The sequence below is a fragment of the Brevibacterium sanguinis genome (genome assembly GCF_003315415.1).
Classification (GTDB): Bacteria; Actinomycetota; Actinomycetes; order Actinomycetales; family Brevibacteriaceae; genus Brevibacterium; species Brevibacterium celere_A.
This window is the reverse complement of the sequence record NZ_QNSB01000006.1, coordinates 127,776-144,950: the sequence shown is the minus strand read 5'-3', so window position 1 is coordinate 144,950 and position 17,175 is coordinate 127,776. Positions and strand designations below refer to the sequence as shown.

The 17,175-nt window shown below is 69.2% G+C and carries 12 protein-coding genes; 8 read left to right on the top strand and 4 right to left on the bottom strand.

Going from position 1 to position 17,175, the window contains the following annotated elements; all coding sequences use genetic code 11:
* Positions 1-98 precede the first annotated feature (98 nt).
* Both DFO65_RS10435 and DFO65_RS10430 read left to right on the top strand, forming a co-directional pair.
* Positions 99-1,487 (top strand): flavin reductase family protein, encoded by a 1,389-nt coding sequence (locus DFO65_RS10435; protein WP_113904481.1) that lies wholly within the window; start codon positions 99-101, stop codon positions 1,485-1,487.
* Positions 1,488-1,612: 125 nt separating this feature from the next.
* Positions 1,613-4,195, top strand: coding sequence for a GcvT family protein (locus DFO65_RS10430; protein WP_113904360.1), 2,583 nt, complete (start codon positions 1,613-1,615; stop codon positions 4,193-4,195).
* Between the two features lie 278 nt (positions 4,196-4,473).
* Here the strand turns inward: DFO65_RS10430 and betC are convergent, their stop codons facing one another.
* Positions 4,474-6,012 (bottom strand): choline-sulfatase, encoded by a 1,539-nt coding sequence (betC, locus tag DFO65_RS10425; RefSeq protein ID WP_113904359.1) that lies wholly within the window; start codon positions 6,010-6,012, stop codon positions 4,474-4,476.
* A 95-nt stretch (positions 6,013-6,107) separates the two neighbouring features.
* Between betC and DFO65_RS10420 the strand changes: the two genes are divergently transcribed.
* Positions 6,108-7,022 carry a formylglycine-generating enzyme family protein gene (locus DFO65_RS10420; protein ID WP_245940615.1) on the top strand — a complete coding sequence of 305 codons (915 nt, stop codon included), beginning with the start codon at positions 6,108-6,110 and terminating at the stop codon, positions 7,020-7,022.
* Positions 7,023-7,355: 333 nt separating this feature from the next.
* Here the strand turns inward: DFO65_RS10420 and DFO65_RS10415 are convergent, their stop codons facing one another.
* Entirely contained in the window at positions 7,356-8,258 is a 903-nt protein-coding gene (locus DFO65_RS10415; RefSeq protein ID WP_113904358.1) for a LysR family transcriptional regulator, read from the bottom strand.
* Positions 8,259-8,371: 113 nt separating this feature from the next.
* On the opposite strand from DFO65_RS10415, the gene DFO65_RS10410 reads away from it, so the two are divergent.
* From DFO65_RS10410 to DFO65_RS10400, 3 genes are all read left to right on the top strand, one after another.
* The gene (locus DFO65_RS10410; RefSeq protein WP_113904479.1) at positions 8,372-9,871 is read left to right on the top strand and encodes a M20 family metallopeptidase; all 1,500 of its coding nucleotides are present in this window, start codon (positions 8,372-8,374) and stop codon (positions 9,869-9,871) included.
* On the top strand, positions 9,868-11,160 hold the full coding sequence (locus DFO65_RS10405; protein ID WP_113904357.1) for an MFS transporter: 1,293 nt from the start codon (positions 9,868-9,870) through the stop codon (positions 11,158-11,160). The genes DFO65_RS10410 and DFO65_RS10405 overlap by 4 nt, the downstream gene beginning before the upstream one ends.
* A 247-nt stretch (positions 11,161-11,407) precedes the next feature.
* Positions 11,408-13,219 (top strand): gamma-glutamyltransferase family protein, encoded by a 1,812-nt coding sequence (locus DFO65_RS10400; protein WP_245940634.1) that lies wholly within the window; start codon positions 11,408-11,410, stop codon positions 13,217-13,219.
* A 118-nt stretch (positions 13,220-13,337) separates the two neighbouring features.
* Here the strand turns inward: DFO65_RS10400 and DFO65_RS10395 are convergent, their stop codons facing one another.
* Both DFO65_RS10395 and DFO65_RS10390 read right to left on the bottom strand, forming a co-directional pair.
* On the bottom strand, positions 13,338-13,850 hold the full coding sequence (locus DFO65_RS10395) for an SRPBCC family protein (protein ID WP_113904355.1): 513 nt from the start codon (positions 13,848-13,850) through the stop codon (positions 13,338-13,340).
* Between the two features lies 1 nt (position 13,851).
* The gene (locus DFO65_RS10390) at positions 13,852-14,268 is read right to left on the bottom strand and encodes an ArsR/SmtB family transcription factor (RefSeq protein ID WP_113904354.1); all 417 of its coding nucleotides are present in this window, start codon (positions 14,266-14,268) and stop codon (positions 13,852-13,854) included.
* Positions 14,269-14,606: 338 nt separating this feature from the next.
* Between DFO65_RS10390 and DFO65_RS10385 the strand changes: the two genes are divergently transcribed.
* Complete coding sequence (locus DFO65_RS10385; protein ID WP_113904353.1) at positions 14,607-16,055, top strand: APC family permease; 1,449 nt, start codon at positions 14,607-14,609, stop codon at positions 16,053-16,055.
* Positions 16,052-16,981 (top strand): universal stress protein, encoded by a 930-nt coding sequence (locus tag DFO65_RS10380; RefSeq protein WP_113904352.1) that lies wholly within the window; start codon positions 16,052-16,054, stop codon positions 16,979-16,981. Before DFO65_RS10385 ends, DFO65_RS10380 begins: the two co-directional genes overlap by 4 nt.
* Positions 16,982-17,175: the final 194 nt, after the last annotated feature.

Sequence of the window (17,175 nt, the reverse complement as noted above, 5' to 3'; positions counted from 1 at the left end):
CAGCCGACGCCGAACCGAAGGGAGACGCCGAGGTGACGCACCTCGATGCCGACTCGCAGACCGCCGACGCGGTCGAGGAGGAGCCGATCCCCCTGGCCATGCGGATCCGCGGACTCGAGATGCCGTGGAACCGGGTGCTCGCGGCCACGGCGGGCCCCGCCGGCGCCGCCCACGCGCTCGGTCCCTGGCACCCGCAGGAGTTCCAGGCCGAGTGCGTCGAGACCATTCCCGAGGCCGGGGACATGATGACCTTCGTGTTCCGCCGCCTCGACGGTGCGCCCCTGGCGTTCCGGTCGGGTCAGTACATGAACATCGACTTCCCGATCTTCGGACCCGACGCGGAGCCGGCGAGCCGCAGCTACTCGCTGTCGAGCGCGCCGACGGAGCCGTGGACGTTCTCGGTCACGGTCAAGCGGGACCCGAACGGGCTCGTCTCCCCGTGGGTGCACGAGAACGTGCGACCGGGAATGGTGCTCGACATGCTCGGACCGGTCGGGGCGTTCCACCTGCCCGACTACGACCGCCGGGCGCGCTACCTGCTCCTCGCCGCGGGTGCCGGCATCACCCCGCTGATGTCGATGATCCGCACGATCCACTCCCTGCCTGGTCAGGCCGACGTCATCCTGCTCTACCACGGCTCGGCTCCGGACCGGTTCGCCTTCGAGGACGAGCTCAAGTTCCTCACCGTCGCGGACTTCCGGATCAAGGTCGTCTACGCCCTCGGGGACCGGGCCTGCCCCGAGGACTGGAGCGGACAGGTGGGCCGCATCTCGCGTGAGCTCATCGACGCCGTGGCCCCCGACGCCAACGGGCGCCAGGTCTACGCCTGTGGTCCGCAGGGATACCTCGACACGATCATGGACATCCTGCCCACTGTGGGCGTCGACGACACCTCGATCAACGTCGAGTTCTTCTCCGGCGACCGGGAGACGCTGCGTGAGTACGCAGAGGAAGTCGCCCTCGCCGAGGAGCTCGCGGAGGAGATCGCGACCCACACCGAGGAGGCCCAGGAGCAGACCGTGCCGGAGCTCGAGCTCTACGAGACCGAGTACGACGAGGAGGCCGTCGAGGCGTTCGTCGAGCCGACCGAGGCCGTCGACGCCGAGGCGGAGGTCCCCTACGACGAGGAGGCGGAGAGCGAGATCGCCGTCGCCGGAACCGGGGAGGCCGCCTCGGCGGAGGAGAACGTCGTCGATCCGGCGGAGTTCGACACCGTCGGCACCGGAGCGCTGACGATGTCCTTCGTCCGCTCCGGGATCAACATCCGCGTCGGCAAGGACGACAACATCCTCGCCGCGGCCCGCCAGGCCGGGGTGCGGATCGGCGCCAATTGCCAGGAGGGCATGTGCGGATCGTGCAAGATCGTCAAGCTCTCCGGTGACGTCGACATGCATCACCAGGGCGGCATCCGCGCCCGGGAGATCGATGCCGGCAAGTTCCTGCCCTGCTGCTCGACGCCGCTGTCCGATCTCGTCGTCGACGCCTGACCGACGGTGCGGCCGTGCCGAGCACGGCCGCACCGCCGGCGCCCCTGCGCCGGACCCCGGACGGGAGCGATGTGCTCCCGTCCCCCATAGACTCAAGTACACCAGCACGAACAAGGGAGTTCCCATTGCCGACCACAACACCCAGGATCGTCATCATCGGGGCCGGCATCGTCGGTGCCAACCTCGCCGATGAACTCGCCCAGCTCGGATGGACCAACACGCTGGTCCTCGAGCAGGGACCATTGGACATCCCGGGCGGATCCACCTCCCATGCCCCGGGCCTCGTCTTCTCCTCCAACGGGTCGAAGTCGATGACGGAGTTCGCCCAGTACACGATCGAGAAGTACACCGGCCTCAAGGGCTCCGACGGGACCGGATCGTTCCTGCCCGTCGGCGGACTCGAGATCGCCACGACCGACGAGCGCCTGCAGGACCTCCACCGCCGTGCCGGCTGGAACCGGTCCTGGGGCGTCGAGGCCCACGTCGTCGACACCGACGAATGCGCCCGGCTCTTCCCGATGCTCGACCGCGACAAGGTCCTCGGCGGTCTGCTCACCCCCGGCGACGGTCTCGCGCTCGCCGCGAAGGGCACCCAGATCGTCATCGAGCGCGCCCGCGCCGCCGGCGTCGAGTTCCGCGACCGCACGACGGTCACCGACATCGAGGTGGTCGGCGGCAAGGTCAGGGCCGTGACCGTCGACGGCGATGAGCGCATCCCCGCGGACATCGTCGTCTCCTGCGCCGGCTTCTGGGGACCGAACATCGGCAGGATGGTCGGCACGCCGATCCCGCTGCTGCCCCTGGGCCACCAGTTCGCCTGGACCACCGAGGTGCCCAGCCTCGTCGCGAAGAAGCAGGGCCCTGCCGGCGCCTCGGCGCCCATCCTCCGCTACCAGGACAAGGACCTCTACTACCGTGAGTGGGGCGACCGGATCGGAATCGGCTCCTACGCCCACCGCCCGATGCCGGTCGACCTCGACGAGCTGCCGCGCTACGCACCCGACGAGATCACCAAGGACCGGATGCCCTCGAGCCTCGAGTTCACGCCCGAGGACTTCGCCGGCGAATGGGAGGCGACGAAGGAGCTGCTGCCCGAGCTCGCCCAGACCCAGGTCCAGCGCGGCTTCAACGGCATCTTCTCCTTCACCCCCGACGGCGGGTCGCTCGTCGGCCAGTCTCGTGAGGTGGACGGCTTCTTCGTCGCCGAGGCGGTATGGGTGACCCACGGCGCCGGCATCGCGAAGGCCGTCGCCGAGCTCATCTCCCAGGGGTACTCGAACACCGATCTGTCGGGCTGCGACCTCAACCGCTTCGAGGACGCGCTGACGACGCCGGAATACGTGTCCGAGACCTCGCAGCAGAACTTCGTCGAGATCTACGACGTCCTCCACCCGCTGCAGCCCCGCGTGTCCCCGCGCGACCTGCGGCTGAGCCCGTTCCACGACCGCCAGGTCGAGCTCGGCGCCTACTTCCTCGAGACCAACGGCTGGGAGCGCCCGCACTGGTACGAGGCGAACGCCGGACTGCTCGACGAGCTGCCCGAGGAATGGGCGGCACCGGCGCGCGACGACTGGTCGTCCATGTTCCACTCGCCGATCGCCGCCGCAGAGGCGTGGAAGACCCGCACCGCGGTCGCGATGTACGACATGACCCAGCTCAAGCGCTTCGAGGTCAAGGGCCCCGGCGCGGGCGAGCTGCTCCACGGACTGACCACCTCGTCGATGCTGCGCAAGCCCGGCGCCGTCAGCTACACCCTGCTCCTCGACGAGGCCGGCGGCATCACCAGCGACATCACGGTGGCCATCCTCGACGAGCAGACCTATCAGGTCGGCGCGAACAGCAACATCGACTTCGCCTACATCTCGCGCAAGGCCCGGGAGCAGTCGGCGGCGGATCCGAGCAAGTGGGCGACCGTCCGGGAGACCACCGCCGGCACCTGCTGCATCGGACTGTGGGGCCCCAAGGCCCGCGCGGTCATGTCGAAGGTGAGCAGCGACGACCTGAGCAACGCCGGACTCAAGTACTTCCAGACGAAGCAGATCACGATCGCCGGGGTGCCGGTGACCGCGATGCGCCTGTCCTACGTCGGTGAGTTCGGATGGGAGCTCTACACCTCGGCGGACCTGGGCCACAAGCTCTGGGACGTCCTCTTCGCCGCCGGCCAGGAGCACGGGATCATCGCCGCCGGGCGCGAGGCCTTCAACTCGCTGCGCCTGGAGAAGGGCTTCCGCTCCTTCGGCACCGACATGACGAGCGAGCACGAGCCGGTCCAGGCCGGACTCGGCTTCGCGGTCAAGGCCTCGAAGACGGACGACTTCGTCGGCAAGTCGGCCCTCGCGGCCCGCGCCGAGGCGGCGACGACCAAGCTGTACTGCCTGGTCCTCGACGATCGGGAGTCCGTCGTCCTCGGGAAGGAGCCCGTCTACCTCGGCTCCGGTGCAGAGGGCAGTGCCGACGGCTACGTCACCTCGGCGGCCTACGCCTACACCGTCGGACGGTCCATCGCCTACGCGTGGCTGCCGAACTCGGTGGAGGTCGGGGACTCGGTCGAGATCGAGTACCTCGGGCGGCGCTTGCCGGCGACGGTGTCCGTCGAACCGCTCTACGACCCGGAGATGACCCGACTGCGCGGAGACGGCGAGGCCGAGCCCATCCCGGCCGTCGAGCTGGTGCAGAGCAACCCGGACAAGGTGCCGGCCGCGGTCTGAGCCTGACCGCCGGCTCGGGCTGAGCGCCGCGTCGGGTTGAGCCTGACCGTCGCCTCGGACTGAGCCTGACCGTCGCCTCGGGCGGAGAGAAGGGCACGGGCTGAGCCACAGGGTCGGTCGGAACGAATCGTTCCGACCGGCCCTTTGCCGTGCCCACTTCACAGGTGACCCGACGCGCGACAGGTGGCGAGGCACTCCACAGGTGGCGAGGCGTGCGTCAAGTGGCGAGACGCAAGACCGCGGGTCGGAGCCTGCCGGACCCGACCCGAAGCCGCTCCTCAGCGCGTGGGATCCGGGATCTTCCCGTACTCCAGGGCGTTCCAGAAGTCGCCGCGCACGTACCGCTGCTCGGGCACAGGGCTGAAGTCCCAGTGGTGGACTCGGCCCTGACCCAGTGCGTGCTGGACCAGGCGGCGCCGGTCCTGGCTTCCCAGCACCCGCGTCTCGAGCTCGGCGAGGTCGTACTCGGCATCGAGGACACCGCGCAGACTGACGAGCGCCTCGGCGTACTCCGGGTCCCGGGCGCGGTTGCGCAGCTCGTCGGGATCCTCAGCGAGGTCGAAGAGCTGGTCGGGGTCGCCGGGGCAGCAGACGTACTTGAGCCGATCGCGGACGATCGTCAGCTGGGGACGCAGGGTCCCCTCGGCGAGGTACTCGATGACGATGTCGCGGTTCCTCGTCCCCGCGTCCCCCGACCGCTCCCTGCGCGCGGTCTCGAGCAGGGAGACCCCCTCGACCGGACCCGTCGCCGGGGCGCCGGAGAGCTCGGTCAGCGTGGGCAGGAGGTCGAGCAGGCAGACGGGGCTGTCGAACCGGCCGGGGGACACGAGGTCGGCGGGGCCGTGGACGATCATCGGCACCCTGGACGACTGCTCGTAGGGGGACATCTTGTACCACAGTCCCTTCTCGCCGAGCATGTCGCCGTGGTCGCTCGTCACGATGATCACGGTGTTCTCGGCGAGTCCGAGCTCCTCCACCCGCTCCCGGATCCGGCCGATGTGATCGTCGATGTAGCTGACCGCCGCATAGTAGGCGCGGCGGGCCCGCCGGACATCGTCGAGGGCCGGCTCCCGCCTGTCGAACCCGCTCATCGCCCGCAGCCGGTGGGTGTGCGGGTCCTGCTGCGCGTCGGGCACCTGGGGGTGCCGGGGGTCGGGGATCTCGACGTCGGCGAACCGGTCCCAGTGCTCGCGCGGGGGCTCGTAGGGGTCGTGGGGGTGGATGAACGAGGTGACCATGAGGAAGGGCCGGACATCCGAGGCGGCCTGGTTCGCCCGCACCCGATCGCTGAGGTGGCGCAGGGAGCGGAAGATCACCTCGTCGTCGAAGTCCTGCTGCACGGTCGCCTTCGACACGCCCGCGGTGAACACGGAGTCCGCGTCGTGGTACCACTGGAGCCGGTCCTCGAGCGACCGGCCCCAGTCGGGGATCATGTCGAGGTCGGCCGGGTACACGTCGGTGGTCAGTCGCTCCTCGAAGCCGTGCTGCTGGTCGGGGCCGATGAAGTGCATCCGCCCGATCAGGGCCGTGTGGTAGCCGACCGACCGCAGGCGGTGGGCGAACGTCGGTTCGGACGCGGCGAAGTCGTCGCCATTGTCGAAGCAGTCGATGTGCGAGGGCATCCTCCCGGTCATCATGGAGGCGCGGGAGGGGGCGCACAGCGGGGTGTTACAGTAGGCGCGATCGAAGACGGCGCCCTCCTCGGCGAGGGCATCGATGTTCGGAGTCTTCGCCGCTTCGTCGCCATAGGCGCCGAGGCAGTGCGGAGCCATCTGGTCGGCCTGGATGACGATGATGTTCGGGCGACGGGTGGTCATGTGTATGCCTTTCTACTGAGATCCGATGGTGGTCCAATGTCTGAATCGATGGTTGGCGGATGAGCTGCTGCGGTCCCGAACGAGGGACGAGGGCAATGCAGGATCCGGCGCAGGCCCGTGCCGTGCGCCGCCCGAAGCCGACGCACGATCCGACCGGGGACAGTGCCGAGCGCGACCTCCTTGAGCGCCTGAGCTCCCAGGCCCCTGAGGACCTGAGGATGATCGGGCTGAGCGGTGGCACCTTCCGGATGGGCGATGAGAGCCCGCTGTCCTACCCCGCCGATGGTGAGGGGCCCGTCCGCCTCGTCGAGGTGGATCCCTTCGCCATCGCCGAGGCGACGGTGACGGTCGCGCAGTTCGCGGCGTTCGTTCTCGACACCGGTCATCGCACCGAAGCCGAGCGCCTCGGCGATTCCACCGTGTTCAGCGGACTGCTGTCCGCGTCGATCGCCGAGGAGAGCGCTGTGGTCCCCCAGGCACCGTGGTGGCGCCGGGTGGCCGGGGCCTGCTGGCACCGCCCGGAGGGGCCCGGATCGTCCGTGGCCGATCGCGCGGACCATCCGGTCACCCATGTCTCCCTCGGCGACGTCCGTGCCTATGCCGACTGGGTCGGCGCACGTCTGCCCACCGAGGAGGAATGGGAGTTCGCCGCCCGCGGCGGCCTCGACCAGCAGCCCTTCCCCTGGGGCAGTGAGCGCGAGCCCGGGGGAGTGCCGCGGATGAACACCTTCCCCGGACGGTTCCCCGATGCCCCGACCGGTCCCGTCGGCACGGTTCCCGCGCGGTCGTTCACCCCCAACGGCTTCGGGCTCTACAACGCGACGGGCAACGTCTGGGAATGGACCACCGGCACCTTCGGCGCCGCTGACGCTCGCGCGGTGATCAGGGGCGGCTCATACATGTGCCATGAGTCGTACTGCCGCCGCTATCGCACCTCGGCGCGCACCGCGGTCACCCCGGACACGTCACTGGGTCATACCGGATTCCGCCTGGCGCTCAGCGTCGGCTGAGCATCAGGCGGAGCAGCAGGGCTCTCCCTCTCCGTCGGGTGCGGCGTCGGCCTTACGGTTCTCCGCCCCACCAGCCGATGGCGACCCCCGACCAGGAATCGTTCGCGTGTCCGAGGGTGTCGATGCGCACGCTGGTTGGGGTGCGCGCGGGAGCTGGGGTGCGGTGAGAGCCTCCCCGGGTCGGATACCGCGCCGCACGAGGGGGCCGTGCGGCAGGCGAGAGAGTGAGCATGATTGAGACGATAGGCGTGGTCCAGATCACTGTCAATCGCCGGCTGACACATGACGGGTCAGTAGCGGCGCAGGGGCGGACCGGTCATGCGGAACCGCTGGTCACAGCTGTGCGCGGAGGGCACCGAGCAGGAGGTCGACGCCCTCGGACGAGGCCTGCGGCGACCGCGTGAGGACCTGGATCCAGCGATGGTCGAGGTTCTCGTCGACGATCGGGATCGCGCGGCAGCCCGCCTCGGCGGCGAAGGCTCCGGGGAGGGTGCGTTCGGACATCATCGCGATCATCGTCGTTCCGGTCACGGCCTTGGCCATGATGACTGGGCACGAGCACTCCAGCGCGGGGGAGAGGACCTGACCCTGTCGGCGCATCGCGGTCTCGATCTGGAGGCGGACGGTGTTGCCGGCGGGAAGTGTGGCCAGGGGGAACTCGGCGATGTCGCGGATGCTCACATGGTCGCGTTCGGCCAGGGGGTGCGCGGAGTCGAGGAGGGCGAGGCTGCGGGTGGCGACCCGCACGTTCGTCGCGACGCCCGGCACGTCGACGAGGTCCGTGCCGGAGACGGAGAAGTTCACGCAGACATCGGCCCGTCGCCGCTGGAGGATCCGGAGCGCCTCGAGCGAATCCGCGTAGGACACCGTGATCCGGAGCCGGTCAGTGGCGGCGAGCACCTCGTGGACGGCATCGGCGACGATCGTCTGACCGAGCGCCGTCGTGGTGACGATGTGGAGCTGCTCGACCTGCGCGAAGCGACCGCCGAAGGAGTCGACGAGGAGTTCGGACTCGCCGATCATGCGGCGGGCGAAATCGGCGACGGCCAGACCCGCCTGCGTCGGCACGACGCCGGTCGAGGAGCGGTCGAGCAGAGGAGTCCCGTAGTGCTCCTCGAGCGCTCTGACCTGGCGGCTCGCCGTCGAATGCGAGACGTAGAGCGATTTCGCCGCGAGATGGATCGACCCGAAGTCGATGACGGCCAGGAGGGTGCCCAGGGGCTGCAGCTCGGTCATGCGGCCAGACTACCCAGTGGTGCAGAAACTGCACCGCCAAGGTGCGGGATCCGCACCGGAGGCTGGACGCCGTGGTCTTCCGATCCGACCACGCCGACGTCCACTCTGGTGAGATGACCGATCACAGCACCCGTACCGAGGTGACCCGCGTCGAGGTGACCCGCACCGCCGGCGGCAGAGTCCGCAGCCGCGAGTTCTTCGACCTCCTCGCCTCCCGCGTCGCCCGCCGCACCGAGAGCCAGGCACCGGGCGGCGGCTCCGCGGCCCGCGCCTACCTCGCCGAGGAGATCGTCCCCGAACTCGCGGAGTTGGGCTTCGCCTCGGCGATCCACGACAATCCGGAGTCGAGCGAGCACCCGCTGCTCATCGCCTCCCGCATCGAAGGCGAGGACCTGCCGACAGTCCTCCTCTACGGCCATGGCGACGTCCAGTTCGCCCACGACGACCAGTGGGACGAGGGTCTCGATCCCTGGGTGCTCAGCCAGGACGGCGATCGCCTCTACGGCCGCGGGAGCGCCGACAACAAGGGCCAGCACACGGTGAACTCGCTGGCTCTCGCCACGGTCCTCCGCGCGCTCGCCGCCGACCCCGCCCAGGCGCGGCTGGGCTACAACGTCACGGTTCTCATCGAGACCGCGGAAGAAGCCGGGTCGCTGGGGCTGTCCGCCTTCGCCGCCGCACACCGGGACGAGCTCGCCGCCGACCTCTTCCTCGCCTCCGACGGACCCCGCATCGCCGCCGAGGTGCCGACGCTCTTCCTCGGCTCGCGCGGGGCGCTCAACTTCAGCCTCGTCTGCCACGAACGCGATGGCGACCACCACTCGGGCAACTGGGGCGGCAAGCTGCGCAACCCCGCCACCGTCATCGCCGCCGCCGTCAACGCGCTCGTCGATGCCCACGGCGTCATCCGGATCCCGGCTCTGCGCCCGACCGATCCGCCCGCCTCGGTGCGCGCCGCCGTCGCCGAGCTGCCGGACATCGTCGAGGACGGGGCGCCGGCCGTCGACCCCGAATGGGGCGAGCCCGGGCTGACCCCGGCCGAACGCGTCTTCGCGTACAACGTCCTCGAGGTGCTCGCCCTCGACGCCGGCAACCCGGCACAGGTGAACAACGCGATCCCCGGCAGGGCGGCGGCGCACATGCAGCTGCGTTTCGTCGTCGGCACCGACATCACCGACTTCGAGGCCCGAGTGAGCGCCCACCTCGAGGAGCAGGGGATCACGGGCGTCGAGGTGGTCGCCGAGCACTGTGTTCCCGCCACCCGGCTCGACCCGGAGGCCGCGGTCGTCGCGGCCGCCGCGCGGTCCATCACGGAGACGACCGGGCTCAAGCCGGCCATCGAGCCCAACCTCGGGGGCACGATCCCCAATGACGTCTTCGCCGAGGTGCTCCGACTGCCCACCGTGTGGGTGCCCCATTCGTACCCCGGGTGCAATCAGCACGCCCCGAACGAGCACGCCCTGAGTTCGATCCTCGAGCAGGGTGCGGAGATCATGGCCGGGATGTTCTGGGACATGAGGGAGAACCCGGACGAGTGGTTCTCCTCGAAGACCGCCGAGGACGACGGCCGTTCCGGCACACGGACGACAGATGAAGAAGGACAGGGAGAATGACCACCACCGAGCAGTCCGCGGCGACCGGCGCCAAGCCGGTTCCGACCTGGAAGATCATCACCGCCGCCTCGATCGGCAACGCCCTGGAGTGGTACGACATCGCCGTCTACGCCTACTTCTCCGTCTACATCTCCGCCGTGTTCTTCCCCAGCGACGATCGTGCGGTGTCGATCATGCTCGCCCTTGCGACCTTCGCGCTGTCGTTCTTCATCCGTCCCGTGGGTGCCATCGTCCTCGGCGGGTTCGCCGATCGGCGCGGTCGCAAACCCGCGCTGACGCTGACGATCTGGCTGATGTTCCTCGGCACCCTCCTCATCGTCGTCACCCCTCCGGCGGCGATGATCGGCGTCGCGGCACCCTTGCTCATCCTCCTGGCCCGACTCATCCAGGGCTTCGCCGCCGGCGGGGAGTTCGGGTCGGCGACATCGCTCATGGTTGAGCACCTGCCGGCCAAGCGGGGATTCGCCGCCAGCTGGCAATTCACCTCCCAGGCGGCGTCGAGCCTGCTCGCCTCGGTCATCGGCGTCGCCCTGACGACGTCGCTGAGCCAGGAGCAGCTGGAATCCTGGGGATTCAGGATCCCCTTCATCGTCGGGTTGCTCGTGGGCCCGGTCGGGCTCTACATCCGCCGGCATGTGCCCGAGTCCCCGGAATTCGTGGCGGCCAAGGAGGAGACCGCGGACAAGGAGTCGGCGATCGGCGGAGTCCTGCGCCGGAACAAGCTCGCCGTCATCCTCGCCATCGGCGCGATCGCGGTCTCGACCTGCCTCAACTACTTCATCACCTATGTCCCGACGTACGCCGTCGACAGTCTCGGAATGGACGACTCGGCCGGCTTCTACGCGACCCTCGTCTCGGGAATCGTGCTGCTCGTCTGCACCCCGCTCGCCGGCTACCTGTGCGACCGGATCGGGCGCCTGAAGATGATGATCCCCGCCGCGATCGCGGTCATGGTCCTCACGTGGTTCCTCTTCAGCTGGGCGGTGGCGAGCAACACGCTGACGGTGCTCATCCTCGTCGTCGCGATCTTCTCCCTGCTCAAGGCCACCTACTACGGGCCGCTGGCCAGCGTCATGGGCGACATCTTCCCGACCCGCACCCGCGGCACCGGCCTGTCACTCGGCTACAACGTCGGCGTCGCCGTCTTCGGCGGACTGACACCTCTGGCCGCGGCCTGGCTGATCGGCGTCACCCACGACGCCAAGGCACCGGCCTACTGGGTGCTCTTCGCCGGTCTCATGAGCGTGGCGGCGCTCATCGTCGTGTGGAGGAAGCTCGGCGTGCGGTAGCCGCCGGGCCGGCACGGACGTGCGGTAGCCGCCGGGCCGGCACGGACGTGCGGTGAGCAGCCGAGCCGACCTGGGTGTGCGGCAGCGGCCGCAGCGCGGTCAACTCCGCGCGCCACGGCTACTGTGGACACTGCGATCACCGATGACTCCGACCCGACGAAGGGACCCCGACGTGTCTGCACCGCCTCCCGGTTTCACCCCGCCCGCCGAGTTCACCACGCGGCCGACCCTGCGCGGTCACTTCGGAATGGCGGCGTCGACGCACTGGCTGGCGACCGCCTCGGCGCAGTCGGTGCTCGAGCGCGGGGGCAACGCCTTTGATGCCGCGGTGGCCGGGGCCTTCGTCCTCCATGTCGTCGAACCCCACCTCAACGGACCCGGCGGAGACATGACCGGGATCGTCGCCACCGCCGAGGACCCGTCCCGGCCCAGGGTCCTCATGGGCCAGGGCCCGGCGCCGAGCGGGGCCACGATCGAGCACTACCGGAGCGAGGGACTCGACATGGTGCCCGGCGCGGGCGCGCTCGCCGCCGCGGTTCCCGGTGCCGTCGACGCCTGGCTCCACCTGCTCGAGCAGCACGGGACCTGGGAGCTGGCCGACGTCCTCGAGTACGCCATCGACTACGCCGACAACGGCCATCCGGTCCTCGCCCGCGTCGTCGGCACGATCGAGCGGGTCAGCGAGCTCTTCACCGAGCACTGGCCCACCTCGGCGGACCTGTGGATGCCCGAGGGGAGGATCCCCGTACCCGGTGAGAGGGTGTGCAACCACGCCTACGCCGAGGTGCTCCGCCGTCTCATCGCCGCAGGGCAGAGGACAGTCGGCCGTGATGGGCCGAGTGCCCACGGAGCTTCCGCCGGCACCGAACCCGGCGCCGATGCCTGCGACGGCCGAACCGCTCGCATCCGCGCGGCCCGCCGGGAGTGGAAGTCCGGCTTCGTCGCCGAGGCGATCGCCGAGTTCGTGCGCAGGCCGCACCGGCATTCGACCGGAGGAGACCACGCGGGAGTGATCGCCGTCGCGGACATCGCGGGCTTCGACGCGGGATTCGAGGAGCCCGTGACTATCGTTTTCCGGGGCCACACGATCGCCAAGATCGGCCCCTGGGGACAGGGTCCGATGCTCCTGCAGGCGCTGCGGATCCTCGATGGCTTCGACGACGAGTGCCTCGACCCCTCGACCGAGATCGGCGCGCACACGATCCTCGAGGCGATCAAGCTCGCGATGGCCGATCGCGACTCCTGGTACGGCGATGGGGACGTCGACCTCGAATGGCTGCTCGGCGAGGAGTACGCGACGACCAGGCGAGCCCTGATCACCGAACGGTCGTCGCTGGAGTTCCGGGCCGGCAGCGGGAGGAACGGCGCCGGCGCTCCTTTCACCCCGCCGCTCGTCACCGCGGACGTGGACGGGGAGGCCATGCTCAAGGCGGGCCTGGGCGAGCCCACCGTGCAGAGGAACGGCGTCAACAACGGCGACACCTGCCACATCGACGTCGTCGACAAGTGGGGCAACATGATCTCGGCAACCCCGTCGGGCGGCTGGCTGCAGTCGTCGCCGGTGATCCCGGAACTCGGATTCTGCCTGGGCACCCGGCTGCAGATGATGTGGCTCGACGAGTCGTCGCCTTCGGCGCTCGTCCCCGGAAGGCGGCCCCGCACGACCCTGACTCCGACGCTGATCTCGAGGGACGGTGAGCCGGTCATGGCCCTTGGCTCCCCGGGCGGCGACCAGCAGGAGCAGTGGCAGCTGCTGATGATCCTGCGCATCCTCGTCGGCGGCCATGAACCGCAGCAGGCGATCGACGCCCCGGCGTTCCACACCACTTCGCTCGCGGGATCCTTCTGGCCGCGCACCTGGGTGCCGGGAGGAGCAGTCGTCGAGGACCGCCTCGGCGACGGTGTGATCGACGGGCTCATCGCACGCGGTCACGTCGTCACGAGGGCCGGCGATTGGGAGCTCGGGCGGCTCTCCTGCGTGACTCGTGACCCGACCACGGGAGCGCTGGGTGCGGCGGCCAATCCGCGCGGCGCCCAGGGGTATGCCGCCGGCCGCTGAATCGACCCGACGTCACAGATTCGACCCGGCGCCGGGTCGAATCTGTGACGTCGGGTCGATTCAAGGGAGGAGTCCGTGACGCTCGGGCCGACCGCCGGTCAGCCCGGGCGGTCTGTTCTCAGATCTCCCCGTTCGCGAACATCGTGTCGAGCTTGTTGTAGCCCTCGACGATGCCCGTCTCCATGCCGGAGGCGACCATGCCGTCGCGGGACTCGACCGAGTCGAAGACCGCCGTCGACTGCAGCCGGGTCCGGCCGTCGCCGAGATCGGTGAGGGTGAGGATCTCGAGGTTGACGCCGTCCGGGTACCCCTCGAAGGTGAAGGTCTGGACGATGCGCTCGTTCTCCCGCACCTCGTGGAACGACCCGTAGAAGCCGTACTCGCCCGAGTCGTCGGTCGAGACGTAGCTCCAGTTCCCGCCCGTCGTCGGGTTCCACTCGCGGATCGTGCTCGCGATCGAATCCGGGCCGACCCACTTGATGAACACCTCCGGGTCGGTGTGCGCCCGGAAGACCTGAGCGGGCGTCGCCGCGAAGTCGCGGGTGATCGACAGCGACTGCGTGCCCTCGGGGACGTCGAGCTGCGTGGTGGGGTGAGCGCTGGCGCCTGCGGTTTCGGGGGTGGTGGTCATGTCATGCTCCTTTGCGTGTTCTCTGCGGTTGTGAGGTGGTGCTTCCCGCCTTCGCCGAGGTGGGGGTCTCGGGGGCAGCGGCAGCGCCGTCGGACTCGTCGGCCTGCATCTGGGCGAGTACGGAGTCGAGGCGTCGGTATCGCTCCTCGGCCTGGCGCTGGTAGCGCTCGATCCATTTCGTCATCAGATCGAACACGTTGTCCTCGAGGTGGACCGGTCGGCGCTGGGCCTGCCTGGTGCGGGTGACCAGCCCCGAGTCCTCGAGGACCTTGAGGTGCTTCGACACCGCCTGCAGGCTCACGTCATATGGTTCGGCGAGCTCGCCGACCGTCGCGTCTCCGCGACTGAGCCGGGCCACGATGTCCCTGCGTGTCGGATCCGCCAGGGCGGCGAACACCTTCGACAACTGATCCGCCATGACGCCTCCTGTTATCAACCTTGTGGTTGAGAACAAATCTAGGCCCGACGGTCGCCAATGTCAACCTTTTGGTTGAATAAAGTTCCTCCGCATCGTGCCATGGCCTGCACGCCGACTCACGCCGCCTTTCGCGCGGCAACTCACGCAGCCGCTCCCGGCGCGTCGCCCGGATACTCCTCCTGATTCGCGCCGAAGCGACGCCGATCCGCGGCAGTGTCCTACAGTTGGAGAAGCTCGCGCCTCGAGGTGGCGGCCCGACAGCCGGCAGGCGGCAATCGCGGCCGGCGGACTCCGCCGACCCGGGCGCTCGGGACTGACGACGATGTCTGGAGACGATGATGGCAACTTTGCGTGAACAGCTCTTCCGGGTGAAACCCGTTCCCCGGGACTCCGAGGAGGCGGGCAGCGATCTCAAGCGGACGATCGGCCTGTTCTCCCTGACGATGATCGGCGTGGGATCGACGATCGGGACCGGGATCTTCTTCATCCTGTCGGAATCGGTTCCCGTCGCAGGCCCGGCCGTGATCTGGTCGTTCGTCATCGCCGGCATCGTGGCCGGACTGGCGGTGATCTGCTACGCGGAGCTCGCCGGCAGCGTCCCGGTCTCCGGTTCGTCCTACTCCTATGCCTATGCCACGCTCGGCGAGCTCCCCGCCATGGGGGTCGCGGCCTGTCTGCTGCTCGAGTACGGCGTCGCCGGCGCAGCGGTCGCGGTCGGCTGGTCGCAGTACGTCAATCAGCTGCTGTTCAACCTCTTCGGGTTCGAGATCCTGCACGCCCTCGCCTATGCGCCGGAGGAGGGCGGGATCGTCAACCTCCCGGCGATCCTCCTCCTCGCGATGTGCTGCTTCCTCCTCGTGCGCGGGACGGGGGAGTCCGTCGTCATCAACACGATCATGGTGTGCACCAAGGTCGGCGTGCTCCTCTTCTTCGTCTGCGTCGGGGTGACGGGCTGGAACGCCGACAACTTCTCCGACTTCGCGCCCTTCGGGGTCAGCGGGGTGATCGCCGGCTCGGGCATCATCTTCTTCAGTTACGTCGGCATGGATGCCGTGGCGACGGCCGGTGACGAGACGAAGAATCCGAAGCGGAACATGCCGCTGGCCCTCATCAGCGCGCTGCTCATCGTCACCACCGTCTACATCCTCGTCGCCATCGCCGCGCTCGGCGCGCAGCCGTGGGAGGAGTTCGAGGGCCAGGACGCCGGCCTGTCGGCGATCCTCGAGACCATCGTCGGCTCCACCTGGCCCGGCACGGTCGTGGCCGCGGGAGCGGTCATCTCGATCTTCTCGGTCACCCTGGTCTCGATCTACGGCCAGACCCGCATCCTCTTCACGATGTCGCGCGACGGCATGATGCCGAGGCTCTTCCAGGAGGTCAACCCGCGCACCCTGACCCCGGTCAAGGGCACGATCGTCGTCACCGCGGTCATCGCCGTCATGGCCGGCTTCATCCCCATCAACTTCCTCGCCGAGATGACGAGCATCGGCACCCTCGTCGCCTTCGTCGTCGTGTCGCTGGCGGTCATCATCCTGCGCGTGCGCGAGCCCGACCTCGAACGCGGATTCAAGGTCCCCTTCTACCCGGTCCTGCCGGTGCTGTCGATCATCGGCTGCTTCTGGATCATCAGCAACCTGCAGCCGATCACGATCGTCGTGTTCCTCGTCTGGACCGCTGTCGTCCTGGCCCTGTACCTCGTCTTCGGACGCAGGAGCTCGGTGCTGGGCCGAGAGCGTGCCGCCGCCGAGGCGGCAGGCAGGAGCGACTCGAAGGGGAATGGGCTGTGAGCATCGTCGTCGGAATCGCCCCCGGTCAGGACAACCGGGCGGCGCTCGAGCTGGGCATCGTCCTGGCCCGCTCCTACTCGCAGGACCTCGACCTGGCGTCGATCAACTCCGCCGCCTGGCCCCCGGGCCGGATCAGCGTCGGCGCCGACTACCAGGCGCACATCCGCAGACTCGCTCGCGAGTCGCTCGACGAGGCCCGCTCACTGGTCCCTGATGATGTCGTGGTCGCAACCCATGTCCACGACGCGGTGTCCTCCCGCCGCGGGCTGCTCGAGATGTGCGAGAGGCTCGAAGCCCTCCGGCTCGTCGTCGGTCCCGCCGCCGACGGCCCCGCCGACCGGGTCCACCTGGGATCGGTGTCGTCGGGTCTCCTCCACTCCGCTGAGCTTCCCGTCGCCTTGGCACCGGAGGGATTCACCGCCGAGGCGGGGGCGCGGCTGCAGAGGATCACCGCCGCGTACAGCGGTTCGTCCACCTCGGCGGAGCTGATCCTCGGTGCCGCCGTCGTCGCCGCCGAGGCGGGTGTGCCGTTGCGGATCGCCTCATTCGCCCCGCGGTCGCGGGTGCTCTCCGCGGCGGGCATCGGCCTCGAGGTCGAGGCGAAGCTCATCGACGAGTGGAAGGCGACGATCCGCGAGGACATCGCCGAGATCCTCAGTGAGATCGAGCAGCTTCCGGCACGGCCCGAGTCCGTCGACGTCGAAGTCGGGACCGGTGCGAGCTGGGGGCAGGCGCTGGGCGGCGTCAGCTGGGACGAGCCCGAGGTGATGATGCTCGGATCCTCCGGCCTCGGCGTCCTCAAGAGAGTGGCGCTCGGGTCGCACGCGGTGAAGATCCTCCAGAACTCGCCGGTGCCGGTCGTCGTCGTCCCGCGCCGGGCGAAGGAGGACTACTCCGCCGGAGTGCTCGGCCCCGGCAGGGGCTGAGCCGCGCGCTGTTGGGCTTGAAGGGGGCCGGGTAGGTCGGATTCTGAAGCTCAGCCTTCGCGCAGGCGCAGTCCAGGTTCTGCTGGTGCCGACAAAGAACGTGTCCAATTCTTGAACCATTCCAACTTGGAGAATGGGATACCACTACGGTGAGGAGTGCGACCACGGTGCGGTGGAGGTGACGCAGGGCAGCG